The sequence below is a fragment of the Microcoleus sp. N9_B4 genome (genome assembly GCF_036701635.1).
Classification (GTDB): Bacteria; Cyanobacteriota; Cyanobacteriia; order Cyanobacteriales; family Microcoleaceae; genus Microcoleus.
Window position 1 is genome coordinate 89875 of sequence record NZ_JAUBRC010000008.1, and the last position, 21410, is coordinate 111284.

The window sequence follows — 21410 nt, forward strand, 5'->3', positions numbered from 1 at the left end:
AACTAGCTCTTGGCACAGTCCCCCTTCTGTCTTTTCCTTTTCCCCCTGAGGTATTACATCATGGCTACCCAATCTTCTGATTCTGAATATTTTCGCGACTCACAAACTCAGGCCCAGATGGAACTTCTCGCCACAATAGTTCAGACTGATGTTGCTTATCCCTGGAATCCTGCACAGCTTGAATCAGAATCTTATTTAACTGCCCTAGAGCAGGAATTTGCGCTATCTGATTCCTTCAGCGACAGCGATATTGCCCTGAAGTCGCAAGTTTTATTCTCCCAATTAGAACAAGTTTGGCTGACGACTGCTCTGCAAAAGTCTTTGCGCGAAAAATTTGCTCGCGTTCCTCAAGATTTTCTGGCCAGCATCGCTCAAAGCGTGCAAAACGCTACTGTTAAGTATCAATCTTTAGCTGACCAAATGGTAGAGTGCGTCTTAGATATTTTGCCTCACTGGGGTGAGGAAGATTTGCAGGTGTTGGCACGTCCTTTGGCTTATGCGATGCGAGATGTGGATTCGGAAGGGGGGGAATTGGTCATGGCTACTAAAAGACCTTGGGCCCAATTGTCGGAAATAGAACAAGCTAGAGTTAGTTTGGCTGTCGCCCGCTATGCAATCTCGCAATTAGAAGTTGCTGATTAGTTTTTGGATCGCTGGGTTTTTGGGCTGGGATAGCGGTAATTTTTTTAAATTAATATAAAATTAATCTACCTTTAGTTAGATGTCAAATTCGTCTAATTGTTAAATCCTAGGGATTGCTATAGCTTTGATATAGCAATCCTATTTGATTTGTAGACAAGATATAGCCTTTCTCAGTAACATGAGGTGCACGCTTGATAAGCGGGCATAGGGCATAGGGCATAGGGCATAGGGCATAGGGCATACCTCACTTGATTGAGAACTGCTGTAATTTTTTTGGGAACTATAGCAAACGCGCCCGACGTTTATGACTGAGATGTGGCAGCATTTTTAGTAAGATTTTTATGGGCGGCGTCGCAGAAACGGCCCACAAGAAATATTTTTTATTATGGAACAGGCCGGAAAGCCTGTTACGGACATTGCTGAAATCCTTGCCGAATATTGCTTCTGACCGAAAGCATCCAGGATACAAGCCCCCCAATTTATCCGGAGGGTCAATGCTTCAATTCTTTAATCTAAAATCTAAAATCTAAAATCGATTGACTTCTCTCCTCGGTAACTAAAGCCTTCTTTCTTCTTCCTTCTGCTATATTTTGCCAGGTTTGGACTCGCTAAGCAGTTTGGCAACCGCAAGCAAGATGAATTATCATACAATGGTCAGAATGTTAAAAAATGTAAAGAGAGTAATTGGGGTGTGTCGGAATTTTCAACTGAAGTAAAAAGTGGACAGCAGGAAACCCTTACTGTGGCATACACGATCGGGACTTTAAAATTATTTTATGACAACTTCAAGATTTGATTTTCAAGACTTGAAACGCCGCTTTTGGCGGATTTCGCGGGTGCCGACGGCAACGCTAGTCGTGTTGGGGGCGGTTGCTTTCGCAGGTGCGATCGCCGCAGCCTGGTTTGGCAGTGAAGGTACTGTCAGCGGTATTTTTGCCACAATCAACACTTGGCAGCAAAACCCGCCTGTGTGGCTGCAAGTGCCTGCTACGAGCAAGATGTATTTGTTAGTGCCGACTATCGCGCTTGTCTGTGTTGCTTTAGCTGCAATTAAAATTTCGCCTCAACCGCAGAAATGGTCGCGCGCTGTGGTAGTTGCAATAGTTCTGGCTTTAACCATTCGCTACGTTTTATGGCGATCGCTCGCTACTCTAAATTTAACCGATCCCCTCAACGGTATCTTTAGTTTGGGGCTGTTTTTCCTAGAAATGTTACTGGTTTTCAACACCAGTATTCAACTGTATTTAATGCTGAGAATGAAAGATCGGCGTCTAGAAGCCGATCGCATGGCAGTTGCAGTTGAAGCTGGAAACTTCACCCCGCCCGTAGATATTTTTATCCCAACGTACAACGAACCGGCTTTCATTTTACGGCGCAGTGTAATCGGCTGTCAAGCTTTAGATTATCCCAACAAAAAAGTATATTTGCTCGACGATACCAAGCGGCATGAAATCAAGTTGCTGGCAAAAGAACTGGGATGCGAGTATATAACTAGACCCGATAATCTTCACGCCAAAGCTGGAAACATTAATCATGCCACAGCCCTAACAAATGGAGAACTAATTGTAGTTTTCGATGCAGATTTTATTCCTACTAAAAACTTTTTAACCCGCACAGTTGGATTTTTTCAAAATCCCGAAATCGCCCTCGTTCAAACACCGCAAAGCTTTTACAACCACGACCCCATATCCCGTAATTTAGGTTTAGAAAATGTGCTCGCGCCGGAAGAAGAAATCTTTTACCGACAAATTGAAATTATCAAAGACAGCGCCGACAGCGTGGTTTGTTGCGGTACATCTTTTGTAGTGAGGCGAAGTGCTTTAGAAGCAGCGGGAGGCTTGGTCACAGATTCAATCTGCGAAGATTATTTTACCGGAATTAGGCTGTCAGCAACCGGATATCGCTTAGTTTATTTAGATGAAAAATTGAGTGCTGGTTTGGCGGCTGAAAATATAGAAGCTCATCTAAATCAAAGGCTACGCTGGGCGCGAGGCACGCTTCAGGCATTTTTTATTGATTCCAATCCTTTAACAATTCGCGGTCTCAGATTCGTACAAAGGCTGTCTCATTTGGAAGGATTGCTGCACTGGTTTACCAGTTTAACCAAGGTTTTATATCTGTTGATACCTTTAGCTTATTCATTTTTCGGCATAATTCCTTTGCGGGCAAGTGCGCGGGAATTGCTGTACTTTTTCCTGCCTTACTATTTGGTGCAACTTACTGTGTTTTCTTGGCTGAACCGCAGATCGGGCTCGGCTTTGCTTTCGGATATTTATTCGTTCGTCCAGTGTATTCCTTTAGCGGTGACGGTGGTGAGTTCCATGCTGAATCCCTTTGGGAAAGGGTTTCAGGTGACGCCAAAAGGAATGGCGAGCGATCGCTTTCGTTTTAACTGGAATTTGGGATGGCCTTTGATTGTTTTGTTTGCAGCTACAGCATTCAGTTTGTGGCACAATTTGAACATTAATTTAGTTAAAAATGTGGGCAGCTTACAGGTAATATCAGAAAGGGCAGATTTGTTAAAAGGCATAAGTTTGGGATGGATTTGGAGCGCTTACAACCTGCTGATGATCGGGATTGCATTACTGATTTTGGTGGATATTCCTAAGCCGGACATTTACGAATGGTTCAATTTACGCCGGGTTGTACAATTAAATATTGGCGGTCAAAGTTTTTGGGGTGTAACCACTGTAATTTCGGAAAGTGGCGCTGAAGTTGCTCTGACGCAGTGGCCAAGTTTTGCGGTGAAAGGTAAGGGTAGTAAAGAGAGTTTGACCCCAGCAGAGATTTTGCCAAAATATGCTGTTCCGACAAGTTTATCGCAGGGTAAAATAAAAGCGCTCCCTCGCAGTGCGGCAGTCAAAGCAATGAGATCGGTAGCGCCGTCTGTTGTTGAGCTGGGCACGGAGCGTCGTTTGGCTAAAGGTTTGATTGATTGCGATTCGGCGACTCTGGAAATTATGGAAGAGAACTGTTTTATTCCTGTGGCTAAGATTGAGTTGGTGAGCGATAAATCTCAGTTGGAGTCGAGTTTTCGGGATGGAAAAGAGTGCAGTTTGGTGGAATTTCCCACTGTGCGAATTGCGTTCGATCGCCTGAACATTAGCCAGCACCGCTGTTTAATCGAAATGCTGTACTGTCGCCCGGGCCAGTGGCAGCGGCAGGAAACTCCGGGAGAATGGCGATCGCTGTGGCTGTTGTTGAGAATTGCTTTGAAACCGAGGGCTGTTTTTGAGAGGAATAGGTCAGTTAGACCGATCGGAGTTTCGCAAGTTTAGAACTAATATCAAATCCGGTAGCATCGGAATTAATCTTACCATAAATCAGGAGACGGCATTGCCGTGTTCCTTGCCCGATCGATTGTCGGAAAACGGCATTCCGATATCCGCTCAATCGTTTTTGCACAGCCAAAATTGATTGACAGAATATAATTTTTTTGATAACATAAATTCAGTTATATTTGTAAAAAATTCCGAACCTATGAAACTCAAGTCATCTGTGTTTTATAAAGCGGTTTTGGTGACAAATTTGCTCCTAGCATCTGTGACCACTTTCGGTATCGTCGCTCAAGCCCAGACAAGTAGCTCTACTAAAAATTATAAAGGTCAATGTAGTTTTTACGGACAAAATCAACCACAGGCACAAATGATCGGCTGCTCAATCAAGCAGAGTCTCAACCAAATTACAATTACCTGGGATGATGGATTCACAACTAATTTGGTGTCTTCAGAAGACGGTGTTTGGCAATCAATGCCATCTCGATCACTCGCCGGAGTAACATTTTATGCCGGTAGCGGACAAGTATCTAGAGTTGAAATTTACGAAGGTCCCGGTAAAGGTATTCTTGTTGTCAATCCTCTTTGAACTAAGTTGAAAATAACCCGCTTTCTCTGAAAAATCGTGCATCTATTCGGAGAGATGACGATGGCGGTTTAGGGGTTGATGCATTAGGAAAAGTACGAGTTGGTGGTGCTGGAATATGGATATTTGCGCCACTGCGACTTGGAAACCACAAAATACCTGTACCTACGATCGCGATCGTCATCATCAGCGACAAAATGACAACCGGAGCTTGATTTTTGGGGACATAACTGTCAAATTTGAGATTTTACGTTAACAACAGAAATCATCCCTAATCATCAATAAGTTAAACCTAATTTACATAGCAGAAACTGAGGGCGATTGTTCGCAAATCGCTTCCCCAGTGCCAAAATCAGTAAACTGGCGTACATCGGGTTCATGGAATGCTAAAACAATATCTTCTTTAGGCACTCCCAGTTCGACGAGTTGGTTCGCAATTCCGACTTCAGTACCGTCATGCTGAATCCAAATTTTTCCACCCTTGATATCAAGATGCAGAATACAGCCAAAATCGCGTCTATTTCCACGCCAACCAACATACAGAAGTTGATAATGATCTTGCTCAGTATCAAAAAGGGTTTGCACTTCGTATTCTTGCGCGTTGCGTTGTATCGAAATGCGCTCTCGCCGTTCTGAAAGAAGATGACGAATGTATTGCCGATATTGCTCTATAGCCATTGAACAATAACCTCCTGTTGCACATCATAAATCATCAATCGTAGTTGATATCGCTGAACCGCAGCCACAATAAACCGTCGTTGAAAGAAACTTTCCTAAATTGGCACTCGCACCGCTAGATAGAGACGGCGATCGGGTTCCATCATTTCCAGCGCATCGCGATAATTGAGAAATTGTCCCAATGCAGTATGAAAATCTGAAACATTCGATGGGCTAATGAAACTTTTAACTTCTACAGCTATTTTCTGATGATCTCGCTGGGCGGCTAACAGTTCGCCGCTAAATCAATCTCAAAATCTACATCATCAACATTGATTTCATACGGATCGGCCGTAATCTGCCAACCTTGCTTTTCTAAAGCAGTCTTAACAACACCATGAAACCGATCTTTTACCATACAAGTTTTCTAGTTGCGGATAACTACTCATCTTGTAATCACTTCTGCTTGACCAGCCAGAGAACTTACCACTGAATATTATAACCTACCTTTCGCGCTCGCAAATAGTTTACAAACCAGATAGCGGCACAAACTCGTAACCGTAACTGGTGCGATTTCCGGGTTTAACTGTTACTAATTGAACTGCTCGATTACGATCGCCCGAAGGTAAAAACCGAATCGGGCCCGATGCTCCATTTGCCGAAAAATCTGACGCGGATAAAGCTTGTTGAATGCCTGTACGAGTGGGATTGCGCCCTAAACCGACAATTAAGGCGATCGTCGCATCGTAGGCTAAAGCTGTGCGCCAACTTACTTCAGCATTCCAAAGTTGTTTGGATGTTTGGGGAAAGTTCGACTGCGGATCTGCAAGAATGTGCCAAGGAATCGCCAGCACCATATCTGTTGCTCCTGCGCCACCGATTTGCAGTGTTTTAGCAGTATAAGCACCGTCTCCCGCTAGTAATGGCAGCCGTTTGGCGTTTACTTGCACTACTTGCAAAGCTTGGTCGATCGTGTCTGAATTGGATGCTAACATAATCACTTCTGCTCCTTGGGCGATCGCACTTTTAACGCTATCGGCGGCATTAAAATTGCCATTAGCAAAGTCAAATTCGCCTACTATTTGTCCTCCATCTCCGTAAACAGCCGTCGTGAATTCATCTTTTAAAGATTTGCTGTAACTGCTAGCAGAATTGAAAAATACAGCAGCTTTTTGCTTTTGCAATTTCCCCACCATATAGCGGGAAAGAGCATTAGCCGCAAACCGATCGCTCGGCACTGTCCGAAATATATTTTTGGCAACTCCTGAAAGCTGCACAGATGTACTTGTGGGAGAAATTGCTACTAATTGTTTTTGCTGGTAAATCTTGCTGGCTGCTAGCGTCGTATCTGAACCAAAATGCCCGATTACTCCTAAAATTTCCGAGTTACTTGCCAAAGCACTGGCAATTTGTGCCGCCATTTCTGAGTTGTTGTCATCGTTAGCAATTAGCACTTTTAAGGGAGTGCCGCTAATGCCGCCGCTTTGGTTAATTTCATTTTGAGCTTGAGCTACCCCCCGCAGAATTTCTTGAGCAGCATTGATATCGCTGCCAATGGGAACTGCGGCGGCAATTGTGTAGGATTTTTGAGATCCGATGCGGGCGTTGTTGAGGTAAATTAAGGCTTCGGGATCGTTGGGATTGGTTTTTAGCGAAGCTTGTAAGTCGGAAATAGCTGCGTTATAGTTGCCAGATGCGATCGCCCCTACAGCTTCTTGTTTTTTTGCTGTTGCTCCCCCCGCAATTAACAGTTTGTTCCCCGCGCTCAGACGCTGCCCAATTGCCTGCTCTGATTGCGGCGAATTCCCCGTCGGAGACTTAGAAATTGTCTGATTTGGGGGTGATGAACCTCCGAGATTGATGCTGCCTCGGCTTGTCAGCCACCAAATACCTGCACCGGCTAGCCCGATCGTAATTAGGAGGGATAAGATGAGAACACCAGTTTCATTTTTTTGTGACATAATTTTACCTTTTTAGATTTTTGAAATAACGAAGTCATTAGTCATTAGTTATTAGTCATTAGTTATTAGTCATTAGTTATTAGTCATTAGTCATTAGTCATTAGTCATTAGTCATTAGTCATTAGGGTCGAGGAAAAAACATTGACCAAGGAGAAAAAGTGATTTTAACTGGGCGATCGCGAATTGATGTAGCGTGCGTCAGATAGGGTGATTGGATCTATCAATTGATGCTCTGGGAGCTGAGGCACCATGCCAGCCTAAAATTCAGTAGTCACTACTCCCTTATTATATGCGATCGCCCGGATCTGATATAATTCAGTAACATTGGCATAGTCAAATCCGGGCGATCGCACTCTTTAGTCTGAATGCTTTCAAGGTGGTTCCACCAGAAAAGTGCAGGAATTTTTATAAGTTACCGCTTCAAAGATTAGTCAACCCTACCCTGCAAGAGCACCACTTCCTCCATTCCAAATTTAGTTAAGCAGGCAAGAAATGATAGCTGGTGGATTAGATAAAACGCTGAGTGTTGGAACTGAATTATACAATCTGAGGTGAGTAAACCTGAGAACTACCTTGAATAACACCTAGGGGGTAACTCTTCAGTCCTGTATTTAGTTACAAATTTTTACGTTCAAGTTGGGTATATATCATAAACATTTGAAAAAAAGCTTTTCTTAATCATATCTTTATTTTTCTCCGCGATGGGGACAGGGAGGGAGGCTGTAACAGCAAAGGGTTGGGTAAAATAATTAAAGTTTGTTGAAATTTATAAAAATAGCTGCAATACTTTGTAATGTAAAGAGGAAAGTTGAAAAATATCTAAAGACAAACTAATTGGATTGCGATGTAGCTAAGGTAGTATAGATGACGGTTTGTCACAGAAAAAGAGTGTTAAGCTCCGCTAAGCTCAGCAAAAGTAAAAGCTCGCTATTTCATTAAGTTCGATCGATAACAAAGGCTAAGGTAAAGTTCATGGCAAACTCAGTTTTAAATCAGCCAAACGCAGCAGCAGGAGTGCAGTGGCAGCCACAAAATATTATCCGCGGCCTAGTGTGGAAAATTGCGATCGCAACCTGGCTGTTAATGGCTGTAGGCAGCGCCACGCGAGTCATGAATGCGGGGCTAGCTTGCCCCGACTGGCCGCTGTGCTACGGTCAATTAATACCTGCAGCGCAAATGAATTTGCAGGTATTTCTGGAATGGTTTCACCGATTGGACGCAGCAGCAATTGGCTTAAGCGCGATCGCACTTTTAGGACTATCTTTGTTTTACCGCAGCCACCTGCCAAAATGGCTGCCTTGGGCGAGCGCCGGAGCACTATTTTTAATCGTTTTTCAAGGCGTATTGGGCGGCTTGACAGTAACACAACTGCTCAGATTTGACATCGTTACCGCTCACTTGGGAACAGCTTTACTATTTTTTGGCGCCCTGCTAGTCATCGGTTTCATGCTGACTCCCTACGAAGCTACAGGAAATGTCGGCAAATTAGCTTGGGTAAGTTCGATCGCAGCATTGTTAGTTTACCTGCAAAGTTTGCTAGGAGCATTAGTAGGCTCTAGATGGGCGCTGCACCAATGTTTGAGTTCCTCAGAATTGTGCTCGGTAATGAACAGCCACATCGCCGGTATCGTACCAGCTACAGCAGCGACTTTAGCCGTAGCAGTCATGGCTTGGCGGCAGCCTGCACTCAGTCCAAATTTGCGAAAACTGGCTAATTGGGCGAGTGTTTGCCTAATTGCTCAATTAGTTCTGGGATTAGCAACTTTCCGGCTGCACCTTCAGGTAGAACCGCTGACAGTCGCCCACCAAGCAGTCGGTGCTGCTTTGCTGGGAACCCTGATAGCTTTTAGTGTTTTAGCTTGGCGCGATCGAGTTTTATCAGCTTGAGAGTAATATCATGTCCGGTAGCATCGTTATTATATAGTGCAAGGTCTTGTAGGGGCGGGTTCACCATGATTCTCGATCTAAAAGCCAACAGTTTCATAAACCCGCCCCGCCCATACAAGCACGAATCAACCGGACAGGATATAAAACGCAGATTTATCTATTCCTTGAGTAAGAGAGGGCTGATTTATCACTCGTCGGTGGGGGCGGGTTTATTAATCCTTTTAGCTACGGCAGATATCTATCGTAAAACCCGCCCCTACGAACCAATGACAACTAACTGACAACTAACAACTAACAACTAACAACTAATAACCGATGCAAGAAGTTCTTACAAACAATAGCCCCCGCCTCCACGAAAACTTTTCGCAAGTGGTGAAAAGTTACTATCAACTAACAAAACCCAGAATTATTTTACTGCTGCTAATCACCACATCAGCAGGAATGTGGATGGCCGCCAAAGGAGAAGTAGATCCGCTATTGCTGGTATCAACTATTACCGGAGGCGCTTTAGCTTCTGCGTCGGCGAATACGATTAATTGTGTTTACGACAGCGACATCGATTATATTATGGAGCGCACCCGGTGGCGGCCGATTCCTTCGGGGCGTGTCAAGAAGCGGGATGCTTTGATATTTGCGATCGCCCTAGCTACAATATCCTTTACATTGCTCACAGTTGTTGCCAACTTATTAGCCGCATTGCTAGCAATGTCAGGCATCGTTTTCTACGTCCTAATTTACACCCACTGGCTGAAGCGCCACAGCGTGCAAAACATCGTCATTGGCGGTGCAGCAGGGGCGATTCCCCCGCTAGTTGGCTGGGCTGCGGTGACCGGAGATTTGAGTTGGGGTGCGTGGCTGCTGTTTGGGATTATATTCCTGTGGACACCGCCGCATTTTTGGGCGTTAGCAATGATGATTCGCGACGAATACAAGGAAGTAGGCGTCCCGATGTTGCCTGTAATTGAGGGCGACGAAGAGACAGCCCGCCAAATTTGGATTTACACGCTATTGATGATTCCTGCAACTTTGCTGCTAGTTTATCCCCTGAATTTAGCCGGCGCGGTGTATGCGGGAACAGCTATTTTCCTCGGTGCTATTTTTGCCCAAAAAGCTTGGTTGCTGTTGCAGACTCCAGAGGATAAGATTGTTGCGCGATCGCTCTTCAAATACTCTATTCTGTACCTGATGCTATTGTGCGCCGGAATAGTCGTTGACAGTTTGCCTGTGACTCATAACTTTACTACTGCTGTTGTACAAAATGTGCAAACTTTGATTAGTGCAGTTGTAATGTAGTTAGGACTTACCCATAAATACTAAAGAAACCGGGTTTTTCACCAGTATTAAAGTCTCAAATCCACTATTTCGCTAAAAAACCCGGTTTCTGCCTAAGTCCTAGTAGTGAGTTAAATTGCAATTCTTAAAATTCAGCCCGCATCTAGCGGGTTTTGTTTGTTTACTTTATGGAATGGGATATAGCCATTTGCGAAATAATTGTGTTAAGCGCGGCATCACCAAATAGGTGAGCAGGATAACAGTGAGACCTGTGATCATCAGAGATATGAGCAAGGCAGGAATTCCTGATAGTAGCGGTACCACCAAACGATTGAGAATAGAAATGGTAACAAACACTCCCAACCATGTAACTAACGCCATTTTGTAGCGAGGGGGTGGAGCCTTCATCGATTTATTGGGCAGCGTAAACCAGGTTTCCAATCCGGTCAGGGTTTGAATATCTTCTGGCTTTTCAATCAAGGGCTGCAATCGCTCAATCCACTCTCGCCGAACATCAGATTCTAGCCATGTCTTGAGATTGTCGTAGCAATCGAACTTGAGAATGACCACGTACTCAGGATGAGCGTGATGTTGGGGTCGAATAGTGCTGACACCCAGATGTCCCTTGGATTTTCGTGCATCTGCGGCGATGCCATGAAACCATGCTTCGTAACCTTGCTCGCGCCCCGGTTTCACGATATGAGAGATCACAGCGGTGACTAGATAGTTTTCTTCACTGGTATTGCTCGCCAACGGTTCTTCCAACATAGAATTTAGAGAATTAACTGAGAGAAAAGTTTTATTCAGAACAACCACCCTAGAGACACCAAATTGCTGGGCAATTTTCGGCAGCACGTCTTGAAACAGAAGGGAGATTAACGAATGCGATCGCGAAGGTTGGGCATGAGATGAAATGACTAGAAAAATACTTACAATCTTTGACGTAAGAGGTATTAACAACACCCTATACGTGACTTACAACCAAGTATTTGTCACCGCTATGCTTCACGTAAAATTAATAACCTAGCGATGACAATATTAACTCAGTTACACACCAGCTAAATAAACTAGGCGCTTTCTCACTACTTATTGGGAGATCCAGCCTTAGCCGTTGCTGCATAGCTGGTCATCAGGTTTTTGTAGTCAGGAATAAACCCTGCTAAGAGACTACCCAATCCTTCAATATCGTTGCGCCAGTCACGGTGCAATTCACACACAACGCTAAACCAATTGACCAATTGAACTCCAGCACGAGACATTCGATCCCAAGCTGCATAGCGACAGGCTTCATCGAAGGTTCCAGAGGCATCGGTGACAACAAAAACCTCATAACCTGCCTCCAATGCCGAAAGCGCACAAAAAGTAACACATACATCAGTGACAATTCCGGCCACGATCAATTGCTTCTTGCCTGTTGCTTCTACTGCTTTAACAAAGTCCTCGTTGTCCCAAGCGTTGATTTGTCCGGGACGCGGAATAAAGGGAGCATCTGGAAACTTCTCCTTCAGTTCAGGGATGATGACTCCATTGGGGCCTTGCTCAAAGCTAGTTGTCAAAATTGTAGGCAGGTTGAAAAATTTAGCTGCACTTGCCAGCGCCAGCACATTATTTTTGAAGTCGGCGGCACCAATATCACGCACAAGTGAGAACAGTCCAGTTTGGTGATCGACCAGCAAAACCGCAGCATTATTCTTGTCTAGACGGTTGTATTTGAATGTAGACATGAGGTATTTCTCCTATTTGGGTTATGGGTGAATGAGGAGTTGCAGAATGGAGTCAAGAATCAGAAAGCCTTGAGTTCTACCAATTAAATGTGCTTCCTTATTAAAAGCGAAACGTCTATTTTTTCTAAATGGCTTATGGCGTAACCTGTTGCGGCATGAACTCAGTTTGCAAAATCTTACCAAATTTTACCACTCAAGATCCGCAAGTTAATGGCTGAGTTAGGACTATGTTGTAGCGGGGCAAGACAGGCTCTTGTTTCATATAATTGAGTTTGCATCCCTTCAGGTGTATACTCTATCTGGCACTCTGTATGGCTATCGCCGAGCCGATTTACGAACTCGTCACATCTTTTCCTCAAGACCAAGCCAGAGAGATTCTCACTTTTGCTGAATCTATTCGAGCTAAATATCTAAATGGCAATCAACCCAGCAGTAAAGTCGCTCCAGTGCCTTGGGCAGAACTGGTTTATTCCTTAGCTGCAAGTTGGGCAGAGGGCTTTCCTACCTTGGAGGACATTCGTGCTAATTCGGGGCAAGACATCCTACAATAGAGGCTTTAGATGTACGTTTTGGATACCCACATCTTGTTGGGCTGCTTGAATTATCGCTGAGGATAGTAGTAGTTCGCAGTTTGTGTATTGGTATTAGGTGCCACGTTTCCTCAATAGCATTTGTTAAGTGCTAGTTTGAGGTTGTTAATATCTCTTAAGGCTTATGAAGATTAACCTTGAAACTTTTGACCTTACACAGCTCCCAAGTGTAGAAGACGATCGTTTTGAATTCAAATCAAGTCGCACTCCACCCGATGACCTCAAGAAGAAACTAAGGTGTGCAGTATCAGGCTTTGCCAATGCTGGAGGTGGATATTTCGTTGTTGGTGTTGATGATAATGGCAATGCTGACAATGGCTACTCCTTAAAGATTAAGAACCAAGATTTACGTGATTGGGTTGATCAGATTGTCCATCAAGTGCAACCAGTTCCTAAATATGACATCAAACTAATATCAGACCCGATGGGACGGGGTGTTATTCAGCCAGATTCAGCCGTTTTGCTCGTTGCCATTCATGAAAGTTATGCTGGACCACACATGGCTGATCACCGCTATTACATTCGAGCAGGTGCTCATACAGTTGCAGCCGGACATTTCATTATTGATGCAATTTGGGCTAAAAGATATTTCTTTAAACCGCGATTGACGCATTTATTTAGGCTCAAACCAGAGCAAGAGCAAACTATCCAACTTGGAATTATTGGACTTACAGACGCTCCAGCAGTTGATGTTAAGATTAACATTTCACCTCTGCCCCAGATGATAAGACATTGCGACAGTCTGTTTCCTCTCCATATCTCGGTTATCGATCGCAATAATCCATTCTTTTTTGATGTATCAACTTATTACCAAGCAGAAGAGCGTTTTGGAAAAGACGTGTATCTTGAAGTAGAGTATTACGATCTAGCCGGAAACTTTTATCCTTATAAAACCAAAATTGAAGTTTCTGGGTCTGTTTCACCAATTACCATTGGAAACGATAACCCTGCAAAAATGGTAAAAGCACTTGAATCAATCAACGAAGTTCTTTTGAAACTCACTATTTCCCGCGAAAATGCAGCTAAACCAAGTTTTGTGTTATCTAAACCATCGGAAAGTATATTTACAGATATCGAGAATCTGATTCCTGAACTTTTAGCAGAGATGAAAAAAGATTTACGGGAGTATCCAGTTGCCCGTGAGTTCATTATTATGCCCAAAGGTGCAGTTTACAACGGAGACAAAAACAACTTAATTCTTGAGTATTTTTTTGAAGATCATTCTTGGCTGAGGAGTAAACTAAGAATTTTAGAAAATCATGCACTAATTTATGAAATCACTTACAACAATACACTTCGTTTCGTGATTTCTGAGGAATTGGCTACTTACTTAACTAACTGTTAACCGGAGTGGTCTATTCATTTCCTCCCCTTGCCAGCAGCCCAATACTGCGTTGGTACGGACGGAATCAAGGTTTTTGGTGAGGGTTCGAGGCTACTTGCCTCCGCACAAATTCACGGATCTACTTCTTCAAAGGTCAATGACAGGTTGCTCAAAATCTTGCCAATGTCTCCCCCCAAGAAATGGACTTGCACTCGCGAAGCGCTGCTGTCAAGCGCCGATCGCAGATTGGTATTGATGATTATGGTAATGCCCCTAACGCTTTCAAGGTCGCTTTTTGAGCGATCGTCAATCCAGTTGCCCCTTGAATATTCATAGCTTCCTTCATACAGTCGATCGCCCATCAACGTCCTAATACAGCCACCAGTTGCGACATCCCACACTTTAATGGTGCGAATTATAGATTAGATCTTTTGGGCAATGATATAAACATGATTTTGCGGATACTGGTCATATTCGAGATGGCGGCAGGTGCAATGATGCTCAACCAGAATTTGCAGGAAAGTATCTACACCCAAAGTGCTGTAATCAAAGTCTTGACCTTGAAATGCTCCCGAAACCTCGCTGCTTGTATGTCCGCCGCCACAAGTGAACAGGAGCACTCCATTAGGTTCAAGCGCATCGCATAGCTTTTGTATCACAGGCGCTTGCTTGTTGATTGGCAGATGAAACGTGCTATCCCACGCTGCAATCAGGCTGTAAAGTTTCGGCGGCAGCCAATCACAAATGTCTTCCCGGTAAAACGTGATTTCTGGATGTAGCTGCTGGGCTAAATTGATCATTTCGCTAGAAATATCAAGTCCTTCCGGCTGAAATCCATGCTTGGATAAGCTGTTGATAAAACGCCCGCTGCTTCCACACCCGACATCAAGTGCTGCGTGCTGCTTAGAAGTAAATTCGATCGCCCGTTCTAATTGGGCAATCCCGTAGGTTGAATCTTGATGCTGAGTTTGCCACCATTGGGCAATTCGGTCGTAGCGGGCCGATGTATCATTTGGCTCCATAGAGTCACCTCATAACTGTCGATCGAGATTTTCAGCGAAATTAAAAACTTTGTCCACGCCACACGCAGTCTATCCTAATGCCCCTAATGCTCTCAATGAGGTTGCCAGCACCATCCTTGTGACTCCGCGCTTGGCTTTGCCTCCGCAGCTTATCGAGATCGAGTTCATCGCTAAGGTTTAGTGGCTTCTAAAAACCGGCGTTGCATATTGGCGGGATGATTTTGAATTTTATCAAAGCTAAAAGCGCTTATTTTTCTGGCGGGCTCTTCGGCCCACCCCACAAGATTTATCCCAAAATTATGCAAAGCCGAAAAGATAAGTGCGATCGTGTCTTGTCGGGCAAATCGAGACAGGCAAGGTTTTGGAGTTGCAGGCAGAAAGGGTCTATTTGCTTGGAGGCGTAAGGATTAGGGGCTTCGATTGGAACAGCGGCTGGAAACCGCGTTTTTGTTCGGGGATGAAAGGCTCTACAGCAGGCGATCATTACTTTAGGCAGACGCAGGAACAAGGTCAGGGAGATACATTTTAAAGAATCGGTTGTTTCATTACACAACCCCTTATTAGAAAAAGAGTTTCAGCGGTGAACTTAATATCTGCAGAGGAACTCAAAGCACTGGTACAACAATCTCCGGGATTGTGCGTATCAATTTATATGCCAGTCGCTCAAGGAACAGAAACTCAACAAAATCCGATTCGGTTCAAAAATTTAATCAGAGAGGCTGAAGACAAAATAGTAGAGTACGGATTTGATAAGAAAGAAGCGGTGGAATTGCTACAGCCAGTCCGATCAGAAGCAGCGATAAAATTTCTGCTGATTTGAAACAAGCTGTTTCGGCTGCTTATTTGGGACGGGTCGATCGACTATTTGTTGCTCTTGGCGTTCAGCAGTGGGGTAGTTTTATTCCCGATACAAACGCGGTGCAAGTCCACCCCGATGCAGAATTGGGCGACGAAGATTTGTTGAATGCGGCAGCAATTCAAACTATTCTCAACGGCGGAACTGTTTACGCGATGCCGCCGGAACAGGTGCCAGAGGAGGCACCTTTAGCTGCTATTTTTCGCTATTAATTTACCAGGTTTAAACCAATGGAATCTACTTCAATGACAAATTCCGACAAACAAAACCAAACTAACACCGGCGATACCGAACGCTGGGCATCTTTAATTGGTGGCGGGGCGCTGGTGCTTTTTGGTTTGTCGCAGCGTTCTTTGCGAGGTGCTTTGCTGGCGGTTGCGGGTGGCGGTTTAGCAGCCCGTGGTCTGGGGGTTGTGGAGGGTTTGCAGTCGGCCGCAGATCCGAATCAAAGCATTAAAGTTGAAAAGACAGTGACGATCGACAAACCGGCTGATGAATTGTACCGTTTATGGCGCAATTTTGAAAACTTGCCTCGGTTTATGAAGCATCTCAAACACGTTACGGTAATAGATGAAACACGTTCTCACTGGATTGCCAGCGCGCCGATCGGCAACAGTGTAGAATGGGATGCAGAGATTGTCCGCGAAGAAGAAAATCGCTTAATTGCTTGGGCGTCTGTGGAAGGGGCTGATGTTGACAATTCGGGTTTTGTGCGCTTTCAACCGGCACCAGCAGGACGGGGTACTGAGGTAAAAGTTGTCATCGAATACAATCCTCCGGGCGGTGCAATTGCTGCTGGCGCTGCTAAACTATTTGGCGAAGCTCCCGAACAGCAAATTGCAGATGATTTACGTCGCTTTAAGCAGTTGATGGAAACTGGGGAAATAGCGACTACGGAAGGTCAATCTTCGGGCCGCAAGTAATAAGTTAGATGGTGTCCCCGGATCTAACTCACATCTTTCACCATTCTCAAAACAGGCAAGATGCCTGTTCCACAAAGAGTGAATTTATTGTGGGGTGGGCATCCTGCCCGCCCATCAAAAGCTTATTGAAAAGGGTGCAAGATGTTAGTTATATCTGACATCTTGCACTATTCTCAGAACAGGCAAGATGCCTGTTCCACAAAGAGTGAATTTATTGTGGGGTGGGCATCCTGCCCGCCCATAAAAAGCTTATTGAAAATGGTGCAAGATGTCAGATTTAAGCATCTTTGTTGTTTACCTGATTAACTGATGTCATCTCAAGTGGTTTTCGGAAATGCGGGTGCTGAAGGTGCAAGTCGGGGCGGTTGGTTTGCGGGTCACTTTATGACGCCGGGCGACGACGCGCGATCGACTTCTGTTTTAGAAGTAAAATGGGGCACTCACCCCGCCGGAGATTGTAGGACTCAGTGGGCGGTAAATGCGACAGCCACGACGCTTTCTATCCTGGTAAAAGGGCGGTTTCGCCTGCAATTTCCCGAGCAAGAAATCTTGCTGTCTCGCGAAGGAGATTATGCTCTCTGGCTGCCGGGAGTGCCTCATTATTGGTCTGCCGAGGAGGATTCGGTAATCGTGACTGTGCGGTGGCCTTCCCTGTCGGGAGATAGTTCTGGAGTTAAGAATTAACTTTAACTTCGGGAACCAAAACGCGACCGCTATAACCCGCGCGCTGGTAGCGATCGATCGCCTCTGATGCAATAACAACCGCTTTCCCACTCTCCACCAAGGCTACGCAAGCACCGCCAAAACCTCCGCCCGTCAGCCTTGCGCCGAAGACTCCCGGAATTGACTGCAAGATGGCCGCCAGCGTGTCTACTGCCGGCACCGAAACTTCGTAGTCGTCGCGCTGACTGGCATGGGAAGCATTCATTAACTCGCCAAAACGTTTTGCTGGCACAGATTTTACCGCTGCGAGTACGCGGTTGTTTTCGGTAACGACGTGCCGCGCTCGCTTTCTGAGGGGTTCCGGCAATACTTCGACAGCTTGGGGATCGGTGATATCCCTAAGAGCTTTAACTCCCAATATCCGCGCGGATTCCTCACACTCGGCGCGTCGCTGGTTGTAGCCGCTTCCTGCTGCCAGTTGATGGCTTTCGCCACTGTCAATTATTAAAATTTCTGTGTTGGTGGGAAAAGGTATCGGGCGACATTCGAGGCTGCGGGTGTCGATAAATAGCATGGTGTTGGTGTCTGCTAAACTCGATGCCATTTGATCCATGATGCCGCAGTTCACGCCGGCATATCGGATTTCGACTTGCTGTCCGATTTGAGCTAGGCGCACGTCGTCTATGGGGAGGTTCAGCAGCGCGCGCACTCCTCTGAGGGTGGCTATTTCTAAAGCGGCGCTGCTGGACAAACCGGCTCCGATCGGCACAGTCGAGGTAATGTAGAGATTTATTGGCGGTATTTTGTATCCTTCTTTTTCTAAAAGTCTGAGGCAGCCACAGATATAAGTGACAAATTTTTGCGGTATGGTATCGTCGTCTGAAAAATTTATGAGTTCGTCATATTCTGCTGAATAAACATGGTGGCGATCGTCGCTGCTGAAGCCGATTTGTACTGTGGTGCGCTGGGGAATCGCTGTTGGAAGTACAAATCCATCGTTATAGTCTGTGTGTTCGCCCAGTAGGTTTACTCTTCCGGGCGCGCTGGCTGTGGTTTTGGGTAATGTACCAAATACTCGTTGGAATTTCATTTTTGGGGAAGTGGTAATTGGTTCTTGGTTATTTGTTATTGGTTATAGCAATCCTAAATCATTTGTAAATTTCTTACTCCCTCCCCTTGATAAGGGGAGGGTTGGGGTGGGGTAAAAAATTTACGACTCCTGCAAGGAATGCTATATTTGTTATTGGTTATTTGGAAAAACAGCTATCTGTGTATCCGTGACTTCCGTGTCGTGCTGTTGGTAATTGGGAAGAAATAAATTTATTTTTTATCGTTTGTCCTTATTATAGTGCCCAATTTTTTTGGTTAGTTCAACCCCTGTTAACAAAAATAAACATCACCGTAGGTTGGGAAAAGATATTGAGCTGTGATAGAATGACAGGCTAAGATTTCTCCCACAATTCAAAAAATGCGATCGACCAGACCCCGAAAACAGTTTGCTCAACATTGGCTCAAAAGCGAGAAAGCCTTAGATAAGATTGTGAAAGCGGCTTCTTTGGATCGCGATCGCGTCCTGGAAATCGGGCCGGGTACGGGGATTCTGACTCGGCGTTTGCTGCCTGCGGCTGAGTCTGTTGTTGCTGTGGAGATCGATCGAGATTTGTGTCTCAAGCTAGCCAAACAACTCGGCAAAACCGACAATTTTTTACTGCTGCAAGGCGACATCCTGGAAATGGACTTAGAGGCTGAACTAACGGCCTTTCCCAAATTCCAAAATCCCAATAAAGTTGTTGCCAATATTCCCTATAATATCACCGGCCCGATCCTGCAAAAACTGCTGGGAACGATATCTGTTCCTGCTGCTAAACCCTTCGATTCGATCGTGCTGTTAGTGCAGAAAGAAGTGGCCCAAAGGCTTTACGCTAAACCGGGTTCGACAGCTTTTGGCGCTTTGTCGGTGCGGGTGCAGTATTTAGCAGAATGCGAGTTAATTTGCGATGTGCCGTCTAAAGACTTTTTTCCGCCGCCAAAAGTCGATTCTGCCGTGGTGCGGCTGCTTCCCAGACAGATAGAAACTCCGGCGGTTAATCCGCGCTATTTGGAGAATTTAGTCAAGTTGGGATTTGGTAGCAAGCGCAAGATGCTGCGAAATAATTTGAAAGGGGCTGTGGACTTAGATAAACTTGTTCAATTGCTAGAAGAGTTACAGATAAATCCTCAATCTCGCGCTGAAGATTTAAGCGTGGATCAATGGGTAACTTTGAGTAATAATATTATGTGCGATGTTTGAATTTCAGGATGGTGTTAGATACCAGAATTCTTAAATTATTCGGCTATCTGGGTATTTTCTTTAATCAGGAGTTTTCGCTGTGACTACTAACAGTTGAATTGAGGTTTTATGGGGATTCTTAAAGGTTTATTGCAGCCTCATGGGAATTTTAATAATAAATTCTGCACCTTTCCCCGGTGCAGAAATACACTGCAATTCGCCTTTATGTCTTACTGTGATAATTTGATAGCCAATAGATAAACCTAATCCCGTGCCTTTACCTACTGGTTTAGTGGTAAAAAATGGATTAAATAACTGGTTCCTCACCGATTCGGTTATTTCTGGCCCGTTGTTGCTAATTCGGATTTCTACCACTTCACTGTCTGAAAGTTTGGTAGAAATTTTGATGAGGGGACAATTAGCTTCATGGGCTGCAATCCCCTCGCTGTGACTGTCCTCTTCTAAAGCATCAATAGCATTAGCCAGGATATTCATAAACACTTGATTTAGCTGTCCGGGGTAGCACTCTATTCGGGGTAAATTGCCATATTCTTTGATCACTTGAATATTCGCCAAACCGGGCTTAGCATTCAATCGGCTTTGCAAAATCATCAGTGTACTGTCAATTCCTTCATGAATATCGGCTAATTTCATTTCTGCTTCGTCATGGCGAGCAAAAATTCGCAGCGACTTGACAATACCGAGAATACGCTCGGCGCCGTTTTTCATAGAAATTAATATTTTTGGTAGATCAGAGATAATAAAATCTAAATCTACAGACTGGAGTTTTTCTTTAAGTGTGGGTAGGGGATTCGGATACTGCTCTTGATAGATATTCAGCAATTCTAGCAAAGTATCGGCATACTCGCGAGCGTGAGTAACATTCGCGTAAATAAAGTTAATCGGATTGTTGATTTCATGAGCAACCCCAGCGACCAATTGCCCCAAAGATGACATTTTTTCGCTATGAATTAGCTTGGATTGAGCCTGCTTCAATTCAGACAAGGCTTGTTCGAGCTGTTGAGTTTGAGACTTTAACTCTGCGGTGCGTTCTTCAACTCGAATTTCTAATTCTTCTTTAGCTTTTTTTAGTGCAGCTTCGGCTAATTGGCGCTCGACAATTTCCGATGCTAGGAGTCGGTTTGCCAATTCTAAATGTTGAGTTTGAGACTTTAACTCTGCGGTGCGTTCCTCAACTCGAATTTCTAATTCTTCTTTAGCTTTTTTTAGTGCAGCTTCGGCTAATTGGCGCTCGACAATTTCAGCTTCTAGGAGTCGGTTGGCAGATTCTAACTGTGCGGGACTGGGAAGTGCTAGGGCTTGAGGCATTAAGTCTACCAAAAGTATGGCTGTAGCAAATGAAATAAGGGCAGTAATTGCTTTCATTGTTCCTGAAAGCCAATAGGTAGGATGCCAAAGTGTCCAGATTTCAAATATGTGAGTGATGCCACAGGCGACGATAAAGGCTCCAAACAGGGCAAAGATCCAATTAAAGGGCAAATCTTCGCGTTTGGAAATAAAATAAACCAATGTAATTGGGATCGAAAAATACGCGAGTGCAATGATAGAATCTGAGGTAAGGTGAAGCCAGACTAACGGGGTATGCCAGAGATAGCAGTGGCCGTGAGGAATAAATGGCCCGGAAGTAAAAAAACTTTTCCACATTTCCTGCATAATATTTCCTTTGAGTTGTGAGAAAATGGACTCTGACTGGTGTCAATTAATTTCAACCAGGGGTTTCTTTCACCTGCGGCTTAAT

At 44.6% G+C, this 21410-nt stretch carries 20 protein-coding genes and 1 pseudogene; 12 read left to right on the forward strand and 9 right to left on the reverse strand.

The window, feature by feature from the left end:
• Window positions 1-60 precede the first annotated feature (60 nt).
• The 3 genes from QUA43_RS07675 (at window position 61) to QUA43_RS07685 (ending at window position 4506) form a co-directional block, all read left to right on the forward strand.
• On the forward strand, window positions 61-642 hold the full coding sequence (locus QUA43_RS07675) for a hypothetical protein (RefSeq protein WP_333372403.1): 582 nt from the start codon (window positions 61-63) through the stop codon (window positions 640-642).
• 776 nt (window positions 643-1418) lie between these two features.
• Entirely contained in the window at window positions 1419-3920 is a 2502-nt protein-coding gene (locus QUA43_RS07680) for a glycosyltransferase (protein ID WP_333372404.1), read from the forward strand.
• Between the two features lie 139 nt (window positions 3921-4059).
• Entirely contained in the window at window positions 4060-4506 is a 447-nt protein-coding gene (locus tag QUA43_RS07685) for a hypothetical protein (RefSeq protein ID WP_333372406.1), read from the forward strand.
• A 294-nt stretch (window positions 4507-4800) separates the two neighbouring features.
• Here the strand turns inward: QUA43_RS07685 and QUA43_RS07690 are convergent, their stop codons facing one another.
• The 3 genes and pseudogenes from QUA43_RS07690 to QUA43_RS07700 all read right to left on the reverse strand — a co-directional run bounded on the left by QUA43_RS07690 (window position 4801) and on the right by QUA43_RS07700 (window position 7121).
• Complete coding sequence (locus QUA43_RS07690; protein WP_333372408.1) at window positions 4801-5181, reverse strand: XisI protein; 381 nt, start codon at window positions 5179-5181, stop codon at window positions 4801-4803.
• Window positions 5172-5578: pseudogene (locus QUA43_RS07695) on the reverse strand (XisH family protein). Before QUA43_RS07695 ends, QUA43_RS07690 begins: the two are co-directional and overlap by 10 nt.
• 109 nt (window positions 5579-5687) lie before the next feature.
• The gene (locus QUA43_RS07700) at window positions 5688-7121 is read right to left on the reverse strand and encodes an ABC transporter substrate-binding protein (protein ID WP_333372410.1); all 1434 of its coding nucleotides are present in this window, start codon (window positions 7119-7121) and stop codon (window positions 5688-5690) included.
• A gap of 972 nt (window positions 7122-8093) precedes the next feature.
• Between QUA43_RS07700 and QUA43_RS07705 the strand changes: the two genes are divergently transcribed.
• Window positions 8094-9008, forward strand: coding sequence for a heme A synthase (locus tag QUA43_RS07705; protein ID WP_333372412.1), 915 nt, complete (start codon window positions 8094-8096; stop codon window positions 9006-9008).
• A 315-nt stretch (window positions 9009-9323) separates the two neighbouring features.
• Entirely contained in the window at window positions 9324-10301 is a 978-nt protein-coding gene (locus QUA43_RS07710; protein ID WP_333372414.1) for a heme o synthase, read from the forward strand.
• Window positions 10302-10466: 165 nt separating this feature from the next.
• On the opposite strand, the gene QUA43_RS07715 is transcribed toward QUA43_RS07710, so the two are convergent.
• Together QUA43_RS07715 and ycaC are read right to left on the reverse strand one after the other, a co-directional pair.
• Window positions 10467-11240, reverse strand: a complete 774-nt coding sequence (locus QUA43_RS07715) for an antibiotic biosynthesis monooxygenase (protein WP_333372416.1) — start codon at window positions 11238-11240, stop codon at window positions 10467-10469.
• Window positions 11241-11362: 122 nt separating this feature from the next.
• Window positions 11363-12004, reverse strand: coding sequence for an isochorismate family cysteine hydrolase YcaC (gene ycaC, locus QUA43_RS07720; RefSeq protein WP_333372418.1), 642 nt, complete (start codon window positions 12002-12004; stop codon window positions 11363-11365).
• A 311-nt stretch (window positions 12005-12315) separates the two neighbouring features.
• On the opposite strand from ycaC, the gene QUA43_RS07725 reads away from it, so the two are divergent.
• Both QUA43_RS07725 and QUA43_RS07730 read left to right on the forward strand, forming a co-directional pair.
• The gene (locus QUA43_RS07725) at window positions 12316-12555 is read left to right on the forward strand and encodes a DUF2281 domain-containing protein (protein ID WP_333372420.1); all 240 of its coding nucleotides are present in this window, start codon (window positions 12316-12318) and stop codon (window positions 12553-12555) included.
• Between the two features lie 163 nt (window positions 12556-12718).
• Window positions 12719-13939, forward strand: coding sequence for an ATP-binding protein (locus QUA43_RS07730; protein WP_333372422.1), 1221 nt, complete (start codon window positions 12719-12721; stop codon window positions 13937-13939).
• A 110-nt stretch (window positions 13940-14049) separates the two neighbouring features.
• Here the strand turns inward: QUA43_RS07730 and QUA43_RS07735 are convergent, their stop codons facing one another.
• Together QUA43_RS07735 and QUA43_RS07740 are read right to left on the reverse strand one after the other, a co-directional pair.
• Window positions 14050-14319 (reverse strand): hypothetical protein, encoded by a 270-nt coding sequence (locus QUA43_RS07735; RefSeq protein ID WP_333372423.1) that lies wholly within the window; start codon window positions 14317-14319, stop codon window positions 14050-14052.
• A 21-nt stretch (window positions 14320-14340) separates the two neighbouring features.
• Window positions 14341-14940 carry a class I SAM-dependent methyltransferase gene (locus QUA43_RS07740; RefSeq protein WP_333372472.1) on the reverse strand — a complete coding sequence of 200 codons (600 nt, stop codon included), beginning with the start codon at window positions 14938-14940 and terminating at the stop codon, window positions 14341-14343.
• A 580-nt stretch (window positions 14941-15520) separates the two neighbouring features.
• Here QUA43_RS07740 and QUA43_RS07745 point away from each other — a divergent pair.
• From QUA43_RS07745 to QUA43_RS07760, 4 genes are all read left to right on the forward strand, one after another.
• Window positions 15521-15760 carry a hypothetical protein gene (locus QUA43_RS07745; RefSeq protein WP_333372474.1) on the forward strand — a complete coding sequence of 80 codons (240 nt, stop codon included), beginning with the start codon at window positions 15521-15523 and terminating at the stop codon, window positions 15758-15760.
• Entirely contained in the window at window positions 15757-16008 is a 252-nt protein-coding gene (locus tag QUA43_RS07750) for a hypothetical protein (protein ID WP_333372475.1), read from the forward strand. Before QUA43_RS07745 ends, QUA43_RS07750 begins: the two co-directional genes overlap by 4 nt.
• Window positions 16009-16026: 18 nt before the next feature.
• Window positions 16027-16719, forward strand: a complete 693-nt coding sequence (locus QUA43_RS07755) for an SRPBCC family protein (RefSeq protein WP_333372477.1) — start codon at window positions 16027-16029, stop codon at window positions 16717-16719.
• 309 nt (window positions 16720-17028) lie between these two features.
• Window positions 17029-17403 carry a signal peptidase I gene (locus tag QUA43_RS07760; protein WP_333372479.1) on the forward strand — a complete coding sequence of 125 codons (375 nt, stop codon included), beginning with the start codon at window positions 17029-17031 and terminating at the stop codon, window positions 17401-17403.
• On the opposite strand, the gene galK is transcribed toward QUA43_RS07760, so the two are convergent.
• A complete protein-coding gene (galK, locus tag QUA43_RS07765) occupies window positions 17393-18472 on the reverse strand; it encodes a galactokinase (protein ID WP_333372481.1) in 1080 nt (359 codons plus the stop codon). The two genes, QUA43_RS07760 and galK, sit on opposite strands and share 11 nt — an antisense overlap.
• Window positions 18473-18850: 378 nt before the next feature.
• Between galK and rsmA the strand changes: the two genes are divergently transcribed.
• Entirely contained in the window at window positions 18851-19672 is an 822-nt protein-coding gene (rsmA, locus tag QUA43_RS07770) for a 16S rRNA (adenine(1518)-N(6)/adenine(1519)-N(6))-dimethyltransferase RsmA (RefSeq protein ID WP_333372483.1), read from the forward strand.
• A 126-nt stretch (window positions 19673-19798) separates the two neighbouring features.
• Here the strand turns inward: rsmA and QUA43_RS07775 are convergent, their stop codons facing one another.
• Window positions 19799-21325 (reverse strand): ATP-binding protein, encoded by a 1527-nt coding sequence (locus tag QUA43_RS07775; RefSeq protein ID WP_333372485.1) that lies wholly within the window; start codon window positions 21323-21325, stop codon window positions 19799-19801.
• Window positions 21326-21410 lie beyond the last annotated feature (85 nt).

Excerpts from the sequence above, each read along its gene's own strand:
- QUA43_RS07705 (WP_333372412.1), top strand. The coding sequence starts at position 8,094 with ATGGCAAACTCAGTTTTAAATCAGCCAAACGCAGCAGCAGGAGTGCAG.
- QUA43_RS07760 (WP_333372479.1), top strand. The coding sequence starts at position 17,029 with ATGTCATCTCAAGTGGTTTTCGGAAATGCGGGTGCTGAAGGTGCAAGT.
- galK (WP_333372481.1), bottom strand. The coding sequence starts at position 18,472 with ATGAAATTCCAACGAGTATTTGGTACATTACCCAAAACCACAGCCAGC.
- QUA43_RS07680 (WP_333372404.1), top strand. The coding sequence starts at position 1,419 with ATGACAACTTCAAGATTTGATTTTCAAGACTTGAAACGCCGCTTTTGG.
- ycaC (WP_333372418.1), bottom strand. The coding sequence starts at position 12,004 with ATGTCTACATTCAAATACAACCGTCTAGACAAGAATAATGCTGCGGTT.
- QUA43_RS07690 (WP_333372408.1), bottom strand. The coding sequence starts at position 5,181 with ATGGCTATAGAGCAATATCGGCAATACATTCGTCATCTTCTTTCAGAA.
- QUA43_RS07775 (WP_333372485.1), bottom strand. The coding sequence starts at position 21,325 with ATGCAGGAAATGTGGAAAAGTTTTTTTACTTCCGGGCCATTTATTCCT.
- QUA43_RS07740 (WP_333372472.1), bottom strand. The coding sequence starts at position 14,940 with ATGGAGCCAAATGATACATCGGCCCGCTACGACCGAATTGCCCAATGG.
- rsmA (WP_333372483.1), top strand. The coding sequence starts at position 18,851 with ATGCGATCGACCAGACCCCGAAAACAGTTTGCTCAACATTGGCTCAAA.
- QUA43_RS07725 (WP_333372420.1), top strand. The coding sequence starts at position 12,316 with ATGGCTATCGCCGAGCCGATTTACGAACTCGTCACATCTTTTCCTCAA.
- QUA43_RS07755 (WP_333372477.1), top strand. The coding sequence starts at position 16,027 with ATGGAATCTACTTCAATGACAAATTCCGACAAACAAAACCAAACTAAC.
- QUA43_RS07700 (WP_333372410.1), bottom strand. The coding sequence starts at position 7,121 with ATGTCACAAAAAAATGAAACTGGTGTTCTCATCTTATCCCTCCTAATT.
- QUA43_RS07730 (WP_333372422.1), top strand. The coding sequence starts at position 12,719 with ATGAAGATTAACCTTGAAACTTTTGACCTTACACAGCTCCCAAGTGTA.
- QUA43_RS07710 (WP_333372414.1), top strand. The coding sequence starts at position 9,324 with ATGCAAGAAGTTCTTACAAACAATAGCCCCCGCCTCCACGAAAACTTT.
- QUA43_RS07675 (WP_333372403.1), top strand. The coding sequence starts at position 61 with ATGGCTACCCAATCTTCTGATTCTGAATATTTTCGCGACTCACAAACT.